The sequence below is a fragment of the Streptomyces sp. NPDC027185 genome (assembly GCF_055567035.1).
Map to the genome: position 1 here is coordinate 679,573 of NZ_JBVHRF010000003.1, position 17,659 is coordinate 697,231.

The window sequence follows — 17,659 nt, forward strand, 5'->3', positions numbered from 1 at the left end:
CGCGGTGCACGGCGGTCAGGGCAGCGCCTGCCGGAGGACGCCGGCCAGCTGTTCCGGGCAGTCGCGCAGCAGGTTGTGTCCGGCGGCGAGCGCCGCGGTCGTGTGGCCACCCGTCGTCAGCGCCGACCACGCCGCGAGGTCCGCCGCCGCGACGGTGCGGTCCTCCGTACCGCGGACGGTGAGGACCGGTGCCGCCAGCGGCGTCCAGCGGGCCGTCCCGCTGAGGTACTCGTGCGTCGCCCGGTAGTCGGCGCGCAGCGCCGGGGCCACCATCTCCAGGACGTCGGGGGCTTCGAGCAACTCGGCGGGCAGGTAGCCGTCGGCGACGACCTGGGCGAAGAACTCCTCGTCGGGCAGGTCCCAGCAGCCGGCGGCCGTGCGGACGGCCGTCCCCGGCGCCTGCTGCGCCGAGACCGCGAGCAGCGCGGGGCCCGCGGGCGCGAGGACACGGGCCGTCTCGTACGCGAGGACCGAGCCCGACGAGTGGCCGTAGAGGATGATCTCGGCGCCGTCCGCGTGGGCGAGGATGGCGGTGGCCAGCCGTGCGGCCAGCGCCGGGAGATCGTCGAGCGGTGCCTCGTCGAGCAGCGCCTCCCGGCCGGGCAGGCGGACCGCCACCGGATGCGGGTCCGGTCCCAGGGCGCGGCCCAGCGCCAGCACCGCGGCGACGCCCGCGCCCGCGTGCGGGAAGAGGTACACCACCCGCCGCGGCCGCCCGGCGGGCACGAGGTCCACCAGCCACTGTCCGCTCATCGCGCCGCCTCCCGCTCCGCCCGGTCCAGGGCCCCGGCGAGGTCCCGGAGGTAGTCGCAGGCGGCATCCATCAGGCGCTCCGCCCGGTCCGTGCCGTCCGCGTGTGCCAGCCGCAACCGCAACTCGTCCTCTTCCGTGTGGGCGCTGAACTCCCAGTGGAACGGCCGGGGGTTGTCCGGCCCCCGGTCGCCCCGGTCCGGCAACGCGGTCTCCGTCAGGCCCGCGCCGCCCGCCGCGCCCGCGAAGAGCGAGCCGAGGGCACCCAGATAGTTGACGCTCAGCCACGGCCGGTCCGCGCCCGTGGGAGGGGCGGCGCCGTGGCCGTCCCCGGCGTCCACGCGGGCCGCCCGAGCGGCGTCGAGCACCGTACGCGGATCGGTGTCGGGCGCCGCGGCGATCCGCACGGGCGCCAGCGCGGTGAACCAGCCGACGGTCCGCGACAGGTCCGCACCGCCGGCCTTCTCCTCGTCCCGGCCGTGCAGTTCGGTCACGGCGCGGACCGTGCGGCAGCCCAGCCCGGCGGCGGCCGCGGTGGCCGCGGCGGCCAGGACGGCGTCGGCCGGGTGCGCGCCGCGGGCCCGCACACCGCCGAGCAGCCGCCCGGTGTCCGACGGGCCGAGCGCGCGCTCGATGACACGGGTGGCGCCCTCGTACGTCGTGGGCGGCTCCCCGGGCTCCCCGGGCTCCCCGGGTGGCGCGCCGCGCGAGGCGCCCTCCCCGGTGTCCTCGCCGCCGTGGTCCCGCAGGGACCGGGCCCACCGGTCGTAGGTGACGGGCACCGGGGGCAGCCGGACGGGTTCGCCCGCCGTGCCGTGGGCGCAGGCCGTGCGCAGGTCGTCCAGCAGCACGCCCCACGACAGCACGTCCACCACCAGGTGATGCGCCGTCAGGACCAAAAGCCGCCGCTCCGGTCCGGAGCGGATCAGCGTGGCGCGCAGCAGCGGACCCGCGGCGATGTCGAAGCCCCGCCGGGCCTGTCCGATCGCGGCGCGGACGGCCGCGTCGCCGTCGGCCTCGGCGTCCTCGACGGCCACGGACTGCGCGGTCGGATCGATGACCTGCTCCCAGCTCGCCCCGCGGTGGCGGAAGCGGTGGCGCAGGACGGGATGGTGGTCGGCCACCGCCCGTACGGCGTCCGTCAGCACCTCCGCGGACAGCGCGGGGGGTACGGTCACCGCGACCGACTGGTTCCAGTGGCCCGGGTCCGGCAACGCCAGCGCGAAGAACCAGCGTTGCACCGGCGTGAGCGGGAGGGACCGGCGCCGGGCGAAACTGGCCCGGACCGTGGTCGCGGCGGCGGCCGAGGTGGTGACCTCGGCCAGGGAGCGGACGGTCGGGTGGGTGAACAGATGGCGTCGGGTGAGCTGGAGGCCCGCCTCCGCGGCCTTGGTGGCGATGCGTACCGCCTGCACCGAGTCGCCGCCCAGCGCGTAGTAGTCGTCGTCCAAACCGACGTGGGCGACGCCCAGCACCTCGCGCCACACCCGCGCCAACGCCGCCTCGACCTCGGTCAGCTCCTCGGCGGGCGCGGACGCCCGCGGGCCGGTCTCCGGCTCCGCCGGCGGCGTACGCCGGGCCTTGCCGTCCGGCGTACGGGGCAACTGCGCCTCGCACCACAGCCGTTCGGGCAGCAGATGGGCGGGCATCGCACCGTGCAGCAGCTTCCGCAGCGCGCTCACGGACACGCTGCCGTCCGTCTCCGCCACGGCGACGGGCCCTTCCGCGCCGTCCGCGACCACGGCCGCCCGTACGGCGGGATGGCGCCGCAGCGCGCACTCGACCCGCGCCGGGTCCCGGCGGTAGCCGTGCTCGGGGCGGATCTGCGTGAGCCGGCCGAGGACGACCAGTCTGCCGTCCGGGAGGAGAAGACCGGCGTCCCCCGTGCGCCGCACGCGGACCCCGGGGTCCGACGGGTGCGGGAGCGCCGCGTCCTGCCCCGGGGATCCGAGCGGCGCCGCGCGCTCCCCGGTGGCGGCGCAGATCTCCCCGGGCACCCCGGCCGGGCAGGCGCGGCCCCACGGGTCCACCACGCACAGCGCCGTCCCGGGCGCGGGCCGGCCCACCGGCACGACGCCGTCGGCCGGCTCCGCGTCCCCGTCGCCCACCACCTCTTCCTCGGCCAGCACGAGCCCCCACTCGGCGCCGCCGTAGGTGTGCACGAGGCGGCCGCCCGGGACGCCGGAGCGCCACCGCTGTACGAGGTCCGCGCCGAGAGGTTCACCGCCGACCACCAGTTTCCGCACCGCGGGAGCGGTGGCGCCGTCCCGGCGGGAGACGAGGAGGGCCAGTTCGGTGGGGGTGAGCGTGGCCACGGCGGCGGCCCGGCCGCGCGCCAGCTCCGCCAGCCGGACGTCGGGCGCGAGGGGCACCGCGATATTGCCTGCCGCGAGGGTGGTGAGCAGTTCGCACGCGAGCCGGTCGGCCGCTCCGTGGGCCAGGAGGACCTCGCCCCGCTCGTCGTCACGCACCGCGTCGGCCAGCGCCCGGTGCCCGAGCACCACGGGGCGCCGGGGGCCGGTCGTGCCGCTGGTGCGGACCACCAGCGCGGGATCCGGTAGGCCGCCGGGGTGCCGGTGCGGCGGCCCGGACCGGACCTCGACGGGCACCGCCGCCGCGTCCGGGGCGTCCGCGCATCCCGCCGCGTCCACCAGCACCGTGGCCCCCACCTCGGCCGGCTCGGCGGACTCGGCGCCGCCCTCGCCCGTGAGGGGCGCGCAGACCAGCCCCGCGCGCAGCACGCCCAGGCACGCGGCGGCCAGATCGGCGGCCCGCCCGGCCCGTACGGCCACCACGGCGGGCGGCGCCGTGCCGGTGTGCGCGGCGAGCGTGGCCGCCACCCGGTCCGCGGCCCGGTCGAGCGCGCCGTACGTCACCGTGCCGGTTCCGTCGACGACCGCGGGTGCCTCGGGCTCCGTCGCGGCCCATCGGCGCACCCGGTCGGCGACCGGCTCGCCCGGAGGCGGCGCGGCGGGCCCAGGGAGGGCGGGGGACGGGGGCGCGACGGTGCCCAACGCGGCGTCGGGCGCGGCGAGCAGGGTGTCCACGAGGTCCGCGAAGCGGTCCGCCAGCCCGGCCACCGTGGCGCGGGTGAAGAGGTCCGTGTCGTACTCCCAGGTGACCGCGAGCGCGTCGCCGTTCTCGGTCACCACCCCGGCCAGGTCGTAGACGGCGCCGGTGCGGGGCAGTGCGACCGCCTCCAGGGTCAGCGGCCCCAGGGGCACGCGGGCGCCGTCGCGGTCGGTGGTCAGCAGCGCGCCGAGGGGGCCCAGCGCCGGGTCGTGCGCGGTGTTCTGCCCGAACCCGACCTCCACCAGCGGCGCACGGCCCCGGTCGCGCTCCACGCCCAGCGGGCCCAGGAGCTGATCGACGGTGATGTCGCTGTGGTCGAGACCCGCCAGCAGCCGCTCGCCGACCGAGCCGACGAGGGCGGCGAACGACTGCTGCGGGGAGAGCCGCACCCGGTGCACGACGATGTTGGTGAAACACCCCGGCACGTCGGCGAATTCGGGCCGGTCACGGTTGGCGGTGTTCACCGCGACGGCGCTGTCGGCGTGTCCCGTGCGCTCGTGCAGCAGCACATGGAAGACCGCGAGCAGCACGGCGTACGGCGTCGTGCCCGCGCCCCGGGCGTACGCGCGCACGGCGGCGGCCCGCGCCCGGCTCAGGTCCGTGCGCAGTGTCGCCCCGCGCTGTCCGCGCACCGCGGGCCGGGGCCGGTCGGTGGGCAGGTCCGCGGGCGGGGGCGGTGGCGTCAGCTCCCGCCTCCAGTGGTCGAGGCCGGCCGCGCCGAGCGGGGAGCGGGCCCGCGCCAGGGACCATGCCGCGAAGTCGGCGTAGCTGTGCGCGGGCACCGGCAGATACGCCTCGTCGCCGGTGGCTTCCGCCGCGTAGAGCACCGCCAGCTCCCGCAGCAGCAGGACCGTGGACCAGTGGTCGGTGATCAGGTGGTGCTGGGAGACCACCAGCACCGGGCCGTCGGGATCCCCGGTGTGCAGCCGGACGCGCAGCGGCGGCCCGGCGGTCGGATCGAACGGCGCGAACGCCGAACGGGTCAGCTCCTCGCGGGACGTGCGGCCCCCACCGGGCGCCCCCGGTACGACCGTGAAGTCCACCCGTGCCTCGGCGGCCACCCGCTGCACCGGCACCCCGTCGCGCAGCGGGAAGGAGGTGCGCAGCACCGGGTGCCGCTGGGCCAGCGCCGTCCACGCGCGCCGCAGTGCCGCCACGTCGCAACCGCCGGTCAGCCGCGCGGCGACGGCCACCACATAGGCCGATCCGCCCAGATGGAGCTGGTCGGCGTGCCACAGCGACAGCTGGTTCGGGGCGAGCGGGAAGTGCCCGTCGGCCGGTCCGTGCGGCACCGGGTCGGCGTCGTCGCCCGGTCCGCCGAGCCGCCGGGCCAGCTCGTCGGCCACCTCCCGCAGCGGGCGGGGGCCCAGCAGGACGGGGAGCGGCAGCCGTACGCCCAGCTCGGCGTGGACGGCCGTGCGCAGCCGCAGGGCGGCCAGTGAGTCCACACCGGTGGACCGGGCCGGGGCGTCGGGGGAGACCGCCTCCGGGTCCGTCCCGGCCACCTCGGCCACCGCGCGGCGCAGACGGGCGAGGGCTGCGGCGCGCCGCCGGTCCGGCGTCAGCGCCGCCAGCCGCTCGCGCGCCCCGGGGTCGGGGCCGCCGTCCGCGCCGTCCGCGAGCAGCGCGGCCAGCTCCGTGCGGCGGACTTTGCCCAGTCGGGTGCGCGGGATGCCCGCCACCACGCGCACCCGTTGGGGCACCGCGTGCGCGGGCAGCCGGCGCGCGCAGTGGGCGAGCAGCACGGCGGGTTCGGCCGTCGCGCCCTCGCGCGGGCGGACCGCGGCCACCAGCAGCGCGCCCCGTCCGGGCAGCGGTATCCCGGCCACGCCCGCGTCGGCGACCGACGGGTGGGCGGCCAGGACGCGTTCGACCTCGACCGGATTGACCTTGTGCCCCCCGGTGTCGATCAGCACGCGGGAGCGCCCGACGACGGTCAGCCGGCCCTCGGCGTCCAGGCTGCCCAGGTCGCCCGTGCGGTGGTGACCGGTGCCGGGATCGGTGACGACGGCGGGGCCGGACACCACGATCTCGCCGGTGACACCCGGCGGCAGCGGAGCGCCGCTCTCGCCGACCACCTCGACCCGTACACCGTTCAGCGGGGTGCCGACCGTGCCGGGGGAGGGCTCGGCGCCGACGTCCCAGCAGACGCTGCCCGCCTCCGTGGAGCCGTAGGTCTGGCGTACGGGCAGGCCGAAGCGGGCCGTGAAACGGCGCGCCACGGCAGGGTCGAGGAAGTTGCTCCCGGACAGGCACAGGCGGACCGCGCCCAGGTCCACCGGCACGTCCGCGGGCAGGTCGGCCAGGGCGTCGAAGAGCTGGGGCACGGCGATCAGCAGCGTGACGGGGTGCCGGGCCAGCGCCGCCACCAGGGCGTCCACGGCGGAGGCGTCCGCGCCCCGGTCCGTGAGCACCAGCGTGGCGCCGGAGCGCACTGCCGCCAGCAGACAGCAGAACTGCCCGAGCGCGTGGAAGAGCGGCACCGGGCAGAGCAGGACGTCCCCGGCGGTGATCCGGGCCGTCGTGGTGATGTTGCCGGCCTCGGCGACCTGATGGGCCTGCTCGCGTACGACGCGCTTGGGCTCGCCGGTGCTGCCGGAGGAGAGCGCGGTCACCCACGGGCCGCCCGCCCGCGCGGGCCGGGGCGCGGCCTCAGGGGGCCGGGGGAGGGGCTGGTCCACGCACAGGGCCGGGCGGTCGGTGAGCGTGGCCACCGGGTGGCCGGACGTGGTGACCACGACGGCCGGGCTGCTGTCGGCCAGCCGCCGCCGCAGTACCTCCGGCGGCTGGTCCGGATCGATGGCCTCCACCGTGCAGCCCGCCGCCGCCGTGGCGAAGTAGGCGACCGCGAACTCGGGCCGGTTGTCCAGGGCCAGCAGCACATGCGCCCCCGGAGAGGCGCCCCGGGCGGCCAGCGCCACGGCGAACCGGGACACCTCCGCCGCGAGCTGACGGTAGGTCAGCGACACTCCGCCCTGGACGACGGCCGTCGCGTCGGGGTGGGCGGCCGCGGTGGCCTCGATCATGTCGAGTACGGGGCTTGCGCTCACCGGATCTCCTCCGTCAGTCGCCGGGCGAGCCGGGCAGGGGTGGGATGGACGAAGACATCGCGCGCGGTGACCCGCAGCCCGAGCCGCAGGCCGATCTCGGTCACCGCGCTCACCGCGCGCGCGGAGTCCCCGCCGTGCAGGAAGAAGTCCGCGTCGGCGGTGAGGCCGCTGACCCCCAGCACCCGCTCCCACACCCCCACCAGCGCCTCCGGTGTCGGCGCCGGGTGGGCGGTGCCGGGCCGGGCGCCGAGCAGGGCCCGCCGGTCGACCTTGCCCGCCGGGGTCGTGGGCAGCCGGTCGACCGTGTGCACCTCGGACGGCACCATGTGGGCGGGGAGCGTGCGGCGCAGATGGGCCAGGAGCCCGTCGGTCTCGCCGTCTCCGTGGCCCGGGTGCCATTCCACGAAGCACACCAGCCGCTCCGCGCGCCCCGCCGCGTCCGTAGGGGCCGCCACCGCCGCCCGCCGGACCGCGGGGTGGGCGCCCGCGGCGGTCTCCGCCTCGCCCAACTCCACGCGTTTTCCCAGAAGTTGAACCTGGTCATCGAGGCGCCGCAGGAACTCCAGGTCGCCGGAGGGGAGTTCGCGGACCAGGTCACCGGTGCGGAAGCAGCGCTCCCCGTCCACCTCGACGAACTTGCGCGCGGTCCGCTCCTCGTCGCCGAGATACCCGATGCCGACGGTCGGGCCGCCCAGGTACAGCTCGCCGGGCGTCCCCGGTGCCACCGGCCGTCCCGTCTCGTCGCGGACGCGGGCCCGGATGTGCGGCAGCGGCCTGCCGATCGGCGGCAGTATGCCGTGGTCGGGCCAGGCGGACACGTCGCAGAAGACCGCCCCGGCCACCGTCTCCGTCGGCCCGTACTCGTTCAGGACACGGCTGGGGAAGCCCGGCGGCGGGTAGGCGGCGAGGCGCTCACCGCCGGTGCGGATGAGCCGTACGTCCCCCAGCTCCGCGCCGTCCAGGGTGAAGACCGACTCCAGCAGCAGCGGCGGGATGTAGGTCTGGGTGATCCGGTTCGCGCGCAGCCAGTCCACGAGCGCGCGGGGCGAGGCGCGGTCGGCGTCGGACGCGAGGTGCACCGACGCGCCGGTGGTCAGGAAGGGCCACAGTTCGTCGATGGTGACGTCGAACCCCGGTGAGCCGAGCTGCGCCCCGCGCTCCCTCGGTGAGGCACCGACCAGCCGCGCGTACGCCGCCACGTAGACGTCCAGCGCGGCGCGGCTGATCAAGGTGCCCACCGGTGTCCCCGTCGAACCCGAGGTGAAGAGGCAGTAGGCGGGGTCCTCGGGGCGGGCGGCCCGCGGGCGGGGGGCGGCGGGGTCCGCGGGGGGCAGCGCGCCGGGCCGCACCGCGCGGACACCGGCGTCCCGTGCCAGCTCCGCGTCGTCGGTGAGCAGCACGGCCACCGCGGCGCGGTCCAGCAGCAGGCGCAGCCGGTCCGGCGGCTGGGCGGTGTCCAACGGGGTGAAGCAGGCGCCGGCGAGCAGTACGGCGAGTTCGAGCACGAACAGCTCCGCCGTGCGGGGCAGCACCAGCCCCACCCGGTCCCCGGGCCGCACGCCGAGCGCGGTCAGCGAATCCGCCGCCGCGCGGGCGCGGGCCCGGAGCCCGGCGTAGGTCAGACGGGTTCCGCGGTGATCGGTCAGCGCCACGGCGTCCGGGGTCCGGCGCGCCTGGCGGGCCACGGCGTCCAGCAGATCCATCGCTACCTCTCTCTACGGGACCGGGCACCGTCCTCGCGGCGTGTCCCGGCGGCCGGGCGGCGTGCTCCGGTGGGTCAGGTACGGGTGCTCGCGGGCATCCGGCGTCCGACGTCCGACTCGTCGAACCACAGCTGGGTCTCGGTCGGCCGGTAGGTGCCGTCCGGTGCCACCGTGTACTGCCGGTAGCGGTGGATCGCGGTGAGGTAGACGTGGACGGTGGCCGACCAGTGGTCGCGTTCGTTGACCATCAGGTGCAGCTGCTTGTCGCGTTCGGGCAGTATCGGGGTGACCCGGCCCGGGGCCAGGAGGAACTCGTCCGCGGCGGTGAGTTCGACGTGCCCCTCACGCCGCGGGGTGAGGACGTACTTGATCTCCCTCGTCTCGCCGGTGAGCGCGCTGACCACGCCGACCGTGTCGTCGTGGTCGTGGACGGGGCTGCCCTGTCCCGGCCCCCAGAACACGAGGACGACCTGGTAGGCGTCGTGCGGGGAGTTCAGCAGCAGCCGCGTGTAGTTGCCGCTGGGTCGGTACTCCTCGGCGAAGTGCTGGTTCGCCGGGGAGGTGGTGAACGCGGTGAGCGCGCGGGAGAGCCGGTCGGTGATTTCCTCCTGGGTGAGCTGGTCGGCTCGGCTCCTGGTCCGCGAGACCGCATCGATGAGTGCGGTGACGTCCATGGGTCACCTCCGCTGGGGGTGGTCGGATGGCGAGGTGCGGGAGTGCGGGGGTGCGCGCCGGGTCTGACGGCGCGCACGGGCCGGCGCCGGACACCGCGAGGGCGCGGCCGGTCGGCGCCGCGGGGCGGGGACCGGTGCGCGGGCGTACGCGGGTGACACGTGCCCGCGGCGTCAGGTCCGGCGAAGAGGGTCCGCGATGCCGTCGCGGAGGCGGTGGTGCCGGTCGGGCCCCGGCGGACCGGGGACGGGATCCGGTGTCCGTGCCGCGGGACGCCCGCGGCCGGATGGCGGTCCGGACACGGCGTCCCGCGGCGGGACGGGAACGAAGGGCCGAGCGGCCCGCGACACGGACGGGCGCTCGCCGGACGGTCCCCCGGACACGTGGGACACGCGCACGGGGGCTTACGGAATCTGAAGGCGCCTGGCGTGCGGCGCGGGCATCGCTCCTTCCACGGCCGGACCGGAGGCCGGCGGAAGCCACCGGTGGGAAGCGGGCGGTCTCACCCTTGGACGGACCCGTCCGCGGCGTCGTGGCCCGGCAGTTCGCCGGAGGCGGCCACCGCGTCGCGCAGCGGTGTGCACAGCGCGATCAGCCGCTCGGCGCGCTCCGCGCCCAGCGAGCGGTACGGGGCAGCCGCGGCGGCGTCGGTCGCGGCCTCGATCCGCGAGCGCAGGTGCTTGCCCTTCTCCGTCAGCTGCCCGGCGGTGTCCAGGACGCCGGCCTCGGTCAGCGCCGCGGTCTCCGCCTCCCAGACGGCGGTGGACCAGTCGCGGTGCCGGCGGGCCTGCTCCGCGGTGAAGAGGCTCTGCCCGGTGGCGGTGTCGGTGATCAGCGCGGCGACGGCGCCGACACCGTGGCCGACCAACGCGGCGATATGACCGTCGCCGCGGTGTTCACGCAGGAGCGTGAGGGCGTGCCACAACACCAGATGCGGCTCGCGGGGCCACTCCAGCTCCGCGTGGGCCGCGTACAGGGGCCGGCCCTCCGGGGCGCACGCCTCGGCGGCCGTCCGCGCGAGCCGGGCCGCCTCGGCGACCTCCGGACCGCGCACCGTCTCCTCGCCGAGGACCCGGCGCAAGGCCCGGTCCACGGCGGTCAGACGGGCCTGGGTCACCCGCTCGGGCGGGGCCAGATCCCACGCCCGGGGCAGATGGCGGGCGATGAGCGCGGGGTTGAAGTTGAAGAACGCGGCTGCCACCGCGGCGGAGGAGGCGCGCCCGAGCGGGGCGGCGCGGCCGGCGAAGTACCCCATGTGACCCGGCTCCAGCCCGGCCGAGGTGAACTCCTGGTCGACCTCGGGGGCGAAATAGCAGAGGAGATGTACCGGGTCCCCCACCTCATGGCAGCGCGATGCAATTAACAGGATCGAATCGCTGAACATGAAGGGGATGCTAGGTCTGTCCGCAGAGGGCTGTCAATGTTCCTGAAAAGAACCGGCAAGGTGGGCTTAATACTGGGCCCGGCGGGCAGGAAAAACACACGGCGCCCCGCTTTACGGTCGCAATTCGGCCAGGCGATAAAGTCTTCCAACAGTCCGAAAGTCACTCGTCGCGCCACGCGCCGGATGTCATACTCGACGCTACTTCCCCGCACTCCGAACCACCGTACGACCTGCGCAAACTCCGAGTTCGAGAGTGCATTTCCCACAGTGAGGCGGAGGTGTTTCGGTGAATGCTGAAATAGATGTGGCAGGCGGATTTTGTGATGTCGTCATCGTGGGCGCGCGGTGTGCGGGCGCGCCGCTAGGAATGCTTCTCGCCGCGCAGGGGCACACCGTCGAAATCGTTGACCGAAACCCCGTGGGAGCCGACACGCTATCCACCCACTGGATAAGGTGGCCCGGTGTCCGGCAACTGCACGATTGGGGTCTCATTCCGGCACTGGAGAAATCCGGATGCCCGCCCGTCCGCAGTGTCTCCCTCGATTTCGAGGGCCAGGTGCTGGCGGGCGTACCGAAAGCCGGCCGGACGCAGGCGGTGACCTACGCGCCCCGGCGGACCGAACTGGACGCGCTGCTGGTGGCCGCCGCCCGCGCCCGGGGCGCACGGCTACGGGAACGCTTCTCGGTCACCGGCCTCCTCGTCGAGAACGGTCGTGTCGCGGGGGTGCAGGGGTCCGGACCGGACGGCCCCGCCACCGTGCGCGCCCGGCTCGTCGTCGGCGCCGACGGCCGCAACTCCACCGTCGCGCGCCTGGCGGGCTCCCCCGTCACGGAGGACCGCGGCACCCTCGCCCGCAGTCTCTACGGCTACTGGTCGGGCCTGGCCGAACCCGGGGTGAGGGTGGTGTTCCGCGGCAGGCGCGGCATCTCCCTGTGGCCCACGCACGGCGGCCTCACCGTGGTGTCGCTGATCTTCCCGCCCGAGGAGGCGCCCGGCCCCGGCCGCGCGGCGGAGTTCTACACCGCCGCACTGCGGGCGGTCCCCGAGGCCGAACAGGCCCTCAAGGGCGGGACGCTGGTGACCGGGCCCCGGGCCGCCGCCGTCCGCAACGCCCGGCGGCGCGCCCACGGCCCGGGATGGGTTCTGGCCGGGGACGCCGGCCACCACAAGGACCCCGTCTCGGCGCAGGGCATCTCCGACGCCTTCGCCGACGCCGCCGTCCTCGCCGACGCCCTCGGCCCCGCCCTCCCCGACGGCGCCGCGCTCGACGAGGCGCTCGCCGGTTACGCGGCGACCCGCGACGCCCAGCGGCTGGCGGCCTTCGCCTACACCTGCGAACAGGCCGAACTGCGGCCCTTCGGCGCCGACTTCCTGGCCGATCTGGCCCGTACCGCCGGCGACGCGCGGGCCACCGAGGCGTTCGTGAACACCTTCGTCGGCTGCGACGCGCCGTCGGACGCGGGCTGGTTGGGCGAGTCCCACTAGGGCGCCTCCTCCACGTGGCCGGGTGCGGTCACTGCGTCAGCCCCGGGGGGAGGCCGAGGAACAGGCCACCGCTGCTCTCGATGAGCTGACCGGTGACCCACCTCGCGTCGTCCGAGGCGAGGAACGCCACGACGCCGGCGACATCGGCGGGGGTGCCGATCCGGCCGAGCGCGGTCATGTCGATCACGACCTGCCTCGCCTCCGGCTGCTCCCGCCGCTCCGCCGCGGTCAGATCGGTGTCCACGGCGCCCGGGGCCACCGTGTTGACCGTGATGCCACGCTCGCCCAGCAGATGCGCCAGCGTCCGGTTCATCGCCACCACCGCCGCCTTGGCCATCGTGTAGGCCACGTCGGCGACCGCGACCCGGACCGCCGCGGAGGAGACCGACACCACCCGGCCGCCGTCGGCGAGCAACGGCAGGGCGCGCTGGACCAGGAAGAACGGCGCCCGCGCGTTCACCGCGAACAGCGCGTCGAAGATCTCCGGCGTGGTGGCCTCGAAGAACGTCCTGCTGAACCCCGCGTTGTTGACCAGCACATCGAGCCGGTCCCGGCCCCCCTCGGCGAACCGGGCGGCCGCCTCGGCCAGCAACTCCTCCGCCCCGGCGACCGTCGACAGATCGGCGCCCACGGCGAACGCCGCGCCACCGCGGTCGCGGATACCCGCCACCGTGTCGTGCGCCGCCTGTGCGTCGTGTCCGTAATGGACCGCCACGCGCGCGCCGTCCGCCGCCAGCCGTTCGGCGATCCCGCGGCCGATGCCGCGCGAGGAACCGGTGACGAGTGCGGTGCGGCCTTGCAGATCGGGCATGGTGCTCCTCAGCTTGTCGGCCGGTCCACCGGGACCGGGAAGGGCTGGTGCGCCGCGGCGCGCGGGCGTGATCAGGCCAGGGAGACCAGATCGGCGTAGGCGTCGCTCCACAGGTCCTCGTCCCCGTCGGGGAGGAGGAGGACGCGGTCGGGACGGAGCGCCTCCACCGCGCCGCGGTCGTGGGTGACCATCACGACGGCGCCCGGATAGTCGCCCACAGCGGCCAGGACCTCATCGCGCGAGAGCGGGTCCAGGTTGTTCGTGGGCTCGTCGAGCAGCAGGACGTTCGCACCGGAGTGGACCAGACAGGCCAGTGCCAGCCGGGTCTTCTCGCCGCCGGAGAGCACGCCGGTGGGCTTGTCGGCGTCGTCACCGCGGAACAGGAACGCGCCGAGCACCTGCCGCACCTCGCCGTCGGTCAGCTCCGGCGCCGCGGACGCCAGCGACCGGAAGACCGTCGCCTCGGGGTCGAGGGTCTCGTGCTCCTGCGCGAAGTACCCCAGACGCAGGGCGTGTCCGGGTACCACCCGGCCCCGGTCGGGTTGTTGCTCACCCGCCAGGAGGCGCAGCAGCGTGGTCTTCCCGGCACCGTTGAGCCCGAGGACGACCACCCGGCTGCCCCGGTCGACGGCGAGGTCGATCCCGTCGAAGACCGTGTGGTCGCCGTAGGACTTGGAGAGGCCGACGGCGGCCAGCGGGATGCGTCCGGACGGCTGCGGGGAGGGCAGCCGCACCCGGGCCACGCGCGGGGCCCGGTGGACCGGCTCCAGCTCCCGCAACAGGGTGTCGGCGCGGCGGGCCATGTTCTTCGCCGCCACCGCGGTCGCCACGTGCGAGCGCATCTTGTCCGCCTGGGTGCGCAGCGCCGCCGCCTTGCGTTCGGCGTTCGCCCGCTCCCTGGTGCGCCTGCGCTCGGCCGCGTCGCGGTCGGCCAGATACCGCCGCCAGCCGGTGTTGTAGACGTCGATCGTGAGCCGCTCGGCGTCGAGGTGGAAGACGCGGTTGGCCACCGCCTCGACTAGCTCGTTGTCGTGGCTGATCATCAGTACGCCGCCGGGGAAGCCGGCCAGGAACTCCCGCAGCCACGCGATGGAGTCGGCGTCGAGATGGTTGGTGGGCTCGTCGAGCAGCAGTGTGTCCTGCTCGGCGAAGAGGATGCGCGCCAGCTCCACGCGGCGGCGCTGCCCGCCGGACAGCTCGCCCAGCCGCTGCGTCAGCACCCGGTCCGGCAGCCCCACACCGGCGGTCACCCGCCCGGACAGCGCCTCGGCCGCGTAGCCGCCGCGGACCTCGAACTCGTCCTGAGCCCTGGTGTAGGCGCGCATGGCGCGATCCCGCTCCGCGTCGGTGCGCGCCTCGGCCATGGCGGTCTCGGCGGCGCGCAGCGCGGCGTTGGCGCGGTCCAGCCCGCGGGCGGCCAGCACCCGGTCGATGACGGTCTGGTCCTCGTCGGCGCCGCGCGGATCCTGGGCGAGGTAGCCGAGGGGGCCCGTGGTGGTGATGGTCCCGGCGGCGGGGCGCAGGTCGCCCCCCATGGTGCGCATCAGCGTCGTCTTGCCCGCGCCGTTGCGGCCGATCAGGGCGACGCGGTCGCCGGGGGCGATGTGGAAGTTGACGTCCGACAGCAGCAGACGTGCGCCGACACGCACATCGACGTTACGTACAGTGATCAATTTGTGCTCTCCGTGAGTTCCTGACGACAGACCTGTCCCCTGAAGCGGGAGGCGGTCGCTAGGAAACGCGCGGAGTGGACATGCGGGTCATGCTAGCGACCGGCGAACCGGGAGTGCCACGTAATTTCGGCTCGGGGGCGGGCAGGGCGCTCACGCCGCCACGGCCCGCCCCGGAGTTGTCCGCGAGGCGCCGGCCGCCCCCGCGGCGCAGACGGCCGCGGCCAGCAGGCCCAGCGACGCCATCCCGACGCCGAACCCCGGGCCCGCGGTGGCGCCCACGAGCACCCCCGCCGCGCCCGTGCCCAGACCGGCCGCCGTCACATCGCTGATCTGGAGCGCCGAGGCGTTGCCGCCCGTCTCGTCCGCGGCGGACTGGTCCAGGACGAGCACGCCGGTGGTCGGCACGCACACCCCCATGCCCAGGCCGCCCACGATCCACAGCGGGTACACCGGCCACGCCGGTACGCCCGGCAGGCAGGTGACCGCCACGCCCGCGAAGCAGCACGCCAGGGCGGCCAGCCCGCACCGCAGCAGCGCCGCCCGGCCCGGCGCGGTGAGCCGGCCCTGCGCCTGGGCCCCCGCCCACCAGCCGACGGCCCCGGCCAGCAGCGGCAGGCCGGAGGCCACGGCCCCGAGCCCGTGCAGCGTGGCCAGGGTCAGGGGCACGACCGACTCCACGGCGTAGAAGGCGCCCGCCAGCAGGCCGCGCAGCGCGACCACGGCGGGGACGCCGCGCCGCAGCCGCGCCGCGCCCGGCGGCAGCAGCGCGCGCAGCCCCGCCCACAGCGCCGCCAGCCCCGCCGCCGACAGGAGCACGGCGGGAGCGGTCCGTCCGGCGGCCACGGCGCCGCCGCCCGACTGGAGCGCGACGACCCCGGCACCGGCGAGCAGTGCGAAGAGCGGTGTGCGGGAGCGGCCCGCCGTCTCCCGGCCCGGGGGCCGCGCCGTCCGCAGCGCGGGCCGCAGCGTCAGGCCGCCGCCCAGCACCAGGGGCACCAGACCGAGGAAGACCCAACGCCACCCGGCGTGCGTGGTGACCGTGCCCGCGACGACCGGTCCGACCAGCGCCGGGAGCACATAGGCCGCGGAGATGATGGCCAGCGCCCGGGGGCGCAGGTCGGCCGGGTAGACGAGGGCCACGAGCTGGAAGACCGCGATCGAGGCGAGGCCGACGCCGAGCCCCTGCGCGCCCCGGCCCGCCACGAACACCGCCATGTGCCCGGCGGTCCCCGCCAGCAGCAGTCCGGCGGTGAACACGGCGATGCCGGTGAGCAGCGGGCGGCGCGGCCCGGCGCGGTCGCACCACTGGCCGGCCAGGCCGAGGCCCACCAGGTTCATGACCAGAAAGGTGCTGAACGGCCAGCCGAAGAAGGCCAGTCCGTGCAGTGCGCGTACGGCGGCGGGCATGGCGGTGGCGACCGCGATGCCCTCGAAGGCGAACAGGCTGATGGCGACGGCGATACCGATGCTGGTGAGCCGCCACCGCGGCGCGAGGACCCCTGGAGACCGAGCCACCGTCTTCCCCTCTCGATGCCGGGCGGGCCGGCCGGGCGGGGCGCGAACCCGGCCCGCCCGGCCGCCCGCTGCGGATATCCGTAGGACAGACCCGTGCGGCGGTCCGCTACAGGCGGTGGGTGACCTGCTTGATGCGGGTGTAGGCCTCGAATCCGTACCGGGACAGGTCGTTGCTGTGGCCGGAGCGGCGGAAGCCGCCGTGCGGCAGTTCCGAGGGGAACTGCAGATGCGTGTTGACCCATACGGTGCCGTAGTCCAGCTCCGCCGTGAGCCGCATCGCCCGCCGGTGGTCGGCGGTCCACACCGCCGAGGCGAGGCCGTACGGCGAGGAGTTGGCCCGCCGCAGCGCCTCCTCCTCGTCGGCGCACCGCTCGACGGTGAGGACCGGCCCGAAGACCTCGGCGCCGGTGATGGCGTCGTCCGCCCGCACTCCGGCGACGACGGTCGGAGCGTAGAAGAAGCCCCGGTCCCCGGCCCGGTGGCCGCCGGTGACCACCTGCGCGTGCGGCGGCAGCGTGTCGATGTGCTGCTGGACCCGCGCCAGCTGCTCGGGGTTGTTCAGCGGCCCGTAGGCGCTTTCGGGGTCCGACGGCGGGCCGGGGCGCCGGGCCGCCGCCTCGGCCGCGAGTGCCTCGACCAGCCGGTCGTGGACGGCGTCGACGGCCAGGACCCGGGTGGCGGCGGTGCAGTCCTGCCCCGCGTTGGCGACCGCGCCGGAGACGATGGTCCGCGCGGCTTCCGCGAGATCGGCGTCGGCACAGACCAGCACCGGTGTCTTGCCGCCCAGTTCGAGGTGGGTGCGCTTGAGCGTGGCGGCGGCCCGGGTGGCGACGTCCACCCCGGCCGCGACCGATCCGGTCAGCGAGACCGCGGCCGGCACCGGATGCTCGACCATGAGCCGCCCGGTCGCGGGGCCGCCGCAGACGACGTTGAACACGCCGGGCGGCAGCACCCGCGCGGCCGTCTCCGCGAGCAGCAGCGCCGACGAGGGCGTGGTCAGCGCGGGTTTGAGCACCACGCTGTTCCCCGCCGCGATCGCCGGGGCCGACTTCAGCACCGCCATGAGCAGCGGGAAGTTCCACGGGGCGAGCTGCGCGCAGACGCCCACCGGCTCCCGCCGGGTGTAGGAGGTGTGACCCGGTGCGTACTCGCCGCCCGCCACGCCGTCGAGCAGCCGCGCGGCACCCGCGAAGAAGCGGATCTCGTCCACGACCCCTCCGATCTCCTCCGCGGCGTCCCGGCTCCCGGTGTCGCCGAGTTCGGCGTCGCGGAACTCGGCGGCCCGGCCGAGGACGGCGTCGGCCAGCTCCAGCAGCGCGGCCTGGCGCTCGCCCGGCGTGGTCCGCGACCACGCGCCGAACGCCGCCTCCGACGACCGCATCGCGCGGTCGACGTCGGCGGCTTCGGTACACGGCACCCGCAGGCGGGGGTCGCCGGTACAGGGATCGAGGATTTCGGCGTACTCGGTATCGGCCGCGGGTGCGGTCCGTTCGCCGTCGATGAGGTGGTGCGCGAGGGGTGTGGTCACAGGTGTTCTCCTGCC

Annotated in this window: 10 protein-coding genes; 1 reads left to right on the forward strand and 9 read right to left on the reverse strand. The window is 75.9% G+C overall.

Annotated features, from left to right (window positions below; genetic code table 11):
• Positions 1–15 precede the first annotated feature (15 nt).
• From ACZ4M8_RS13135 to ACZ4M8_RS13155, 5 genes are all read right to left on the reverse strand, one after another.
• On the reverse strand, positions 16–753 hold the full coding sequence (locus ACZ4M8_RS13135) for a thioesterase II family protein (RefSeq protein WP_467606343.1): 738 nt from the start codon (positions 751–753) through the stop codon (positions 16–18).
• Positions 750–6,872, reverse strand: a complete 6,123-nt coding sequence (locus ACZ4M8_RS13140; protein ID WP_467606345.1) for an AMP-binding protein — start codon at positions 6,870–6,872, stop codon at positions 750–752. The genes ACZ4M8_RS13135 and ACZ4M8_RS13140 overlap by 4 nt, the downstream gene beginning before the upstream one ends.
• On the reverse strand, positions 6,869–8,575 hold the full coding sequence (locus tag ACZ4M8_RS13145) for a non-ribosomal peptide synthetase (protein ID WP_467606347.1): 1,707 nt from the start codon (positions 8,573–8,575) through the stop codon (positions 6,869–6,871). Before ACZ4M8_RS13145 ends, ACZ4M8_RS13140 begins: the two co-directional genes overlap by 4 nt.
• Positions 8,576–8,649: 74 nt before the next feature.
• Complete coding sequence (locus tag ACZ4M8_RS13150) at positions 8,650–9,249, reverse strand: cysteine dioxygenase (protein WP_467606350.1); 600 nt, start codon at positions 9,247–9,249, stop codon at positions 8,650–8,652.
• Positions 9,250–9,749: 500 nt separating this feature from the next.
• Positions 9,750–10,631: an SCO6745 family protein gene (locus ACZ4M8_RS13155; RefSeq protein WP_467606351.1), complete on the reverse strand. Its 882-nt coding sequence runs from the start codon at positions 10,629–10,631 to the stop codon at positions 9,750–9,752.
• Positions 10,632–10,935: 304 nt separating this feature from the next.
• On the opposite strand from ACZ4M8_RS13155, the gene ACZ4M8_RS13160 reads away from it, so the two are divergent.
• Positions 10,936–12,117, forward strand: a complete 1,182-nt coding sequence (locus ACZ4M8_RS13160; protein ID WP_467606575.1) for an FAD-dependent monooxygenase — start codon at positions 10,936–10,938, stop codon at positions 12,115–12,117.
• A gap of 28 nt (positions 12,118–12,145) precedes the next feature.
• Here ACZ4M8_RS13160 and ACZ4M8_RS13165 read toward each other — a convergent pair whose 3' ends face one another.
• From ACZ4M8_RS13165 to ACZ4M8_RS13180, 4 genes are all read right to left on the reverse strand, one after another.
• Entirely contained in the window at positions 12,146–12,928 is a 783-nt protein-coding gene (locus tag ACZ4M8_RS13165; protein ID WP_467606353.1) for an SDR family NAD(P)-dependent oxidoreductase, read from the reverse strand.
• 71 nt (positions 12,929–12,999) lie between these two features.
• The gene (locus tag ACZ4M8_RS13170) at positions 13,000–14,601 is read right to left on the reverse strand and encodes an ABC-F family ATP-binding cassette domain-containing protein (protein ID WP_467606354.1); all 1,602 of its coding nucleotides are present in this window, start codon (positions 14,599–14,601) and stop codon (positions 13,000–13,002) included.
• 150 nt (positions 14,602–14,751) lie between these two features.
• A complete protein-coding gene (locus tag ACZ4M8_RS13175) occupies positions 14,752–16,116 on the reverse strand; it encodes an MFS transporter (protein WP_467606356.1) in 1,365 nt (454 codons plus the stop codon).
• Between the two features lie 106 nt (positions 16,117–16,222).
• The gene (locus ACZ4M8_RS13180; RefSeq protein ID WP_467606357.1) at positions 16,223–17,644 is read right to left on the reverse strand and encodes an aldehyde dehydrogenase family protein; all 1,422 of its coding nucleotides are present in this window, start codon (positions 17,642–17,644) and stop codon (positions 16,223–16,225) included.
• Between the last annotated feature and the right edge of the window lie 15 nt (positions 17,645–17,659).

Bases quoted from the DNA above. Each gene is read 5' to 3' on its own strand.
- ACZ4M8_RS13135 (WP_467606343.1), bottom strand. From the start codon at position 753: ATGAGCGGACAGTGGCTGGTGGACCTCGTGCCCGCCGGGCGGCCGCGG.
- ACZ4M8_RS13145 (WP_467606347.1), bottom strand. From the start codon at position 8,575: ATGGATCTGCTGGACGCCGTGGCCCGCCAGGCGCGCCGGACCCCGGAC.
- ACZ4M8_RS13150 (WP_467606350.1), bottom strand. From the start codon at position 9,249: ATGGACGTCACCGCACTCATCGATGCGGTCTCGCGGACCAGGAGCCGA.
- ACZ4M8_RS13155 (WP_467606351.1), bottom strand. From the start codon at position 10,631: ATGTTCAGCGATTCGATCCTGTTAATTGCATCGCGCTGCCATGAGGTG.
- ACZ4M8_RS13165 (WP_467606353.1), bottom strand. From the start codon at position 12,928: ATGCCCGATCTGCAAGGCCGCACCGCACTCGTCACCGGTTCCTCGCGC.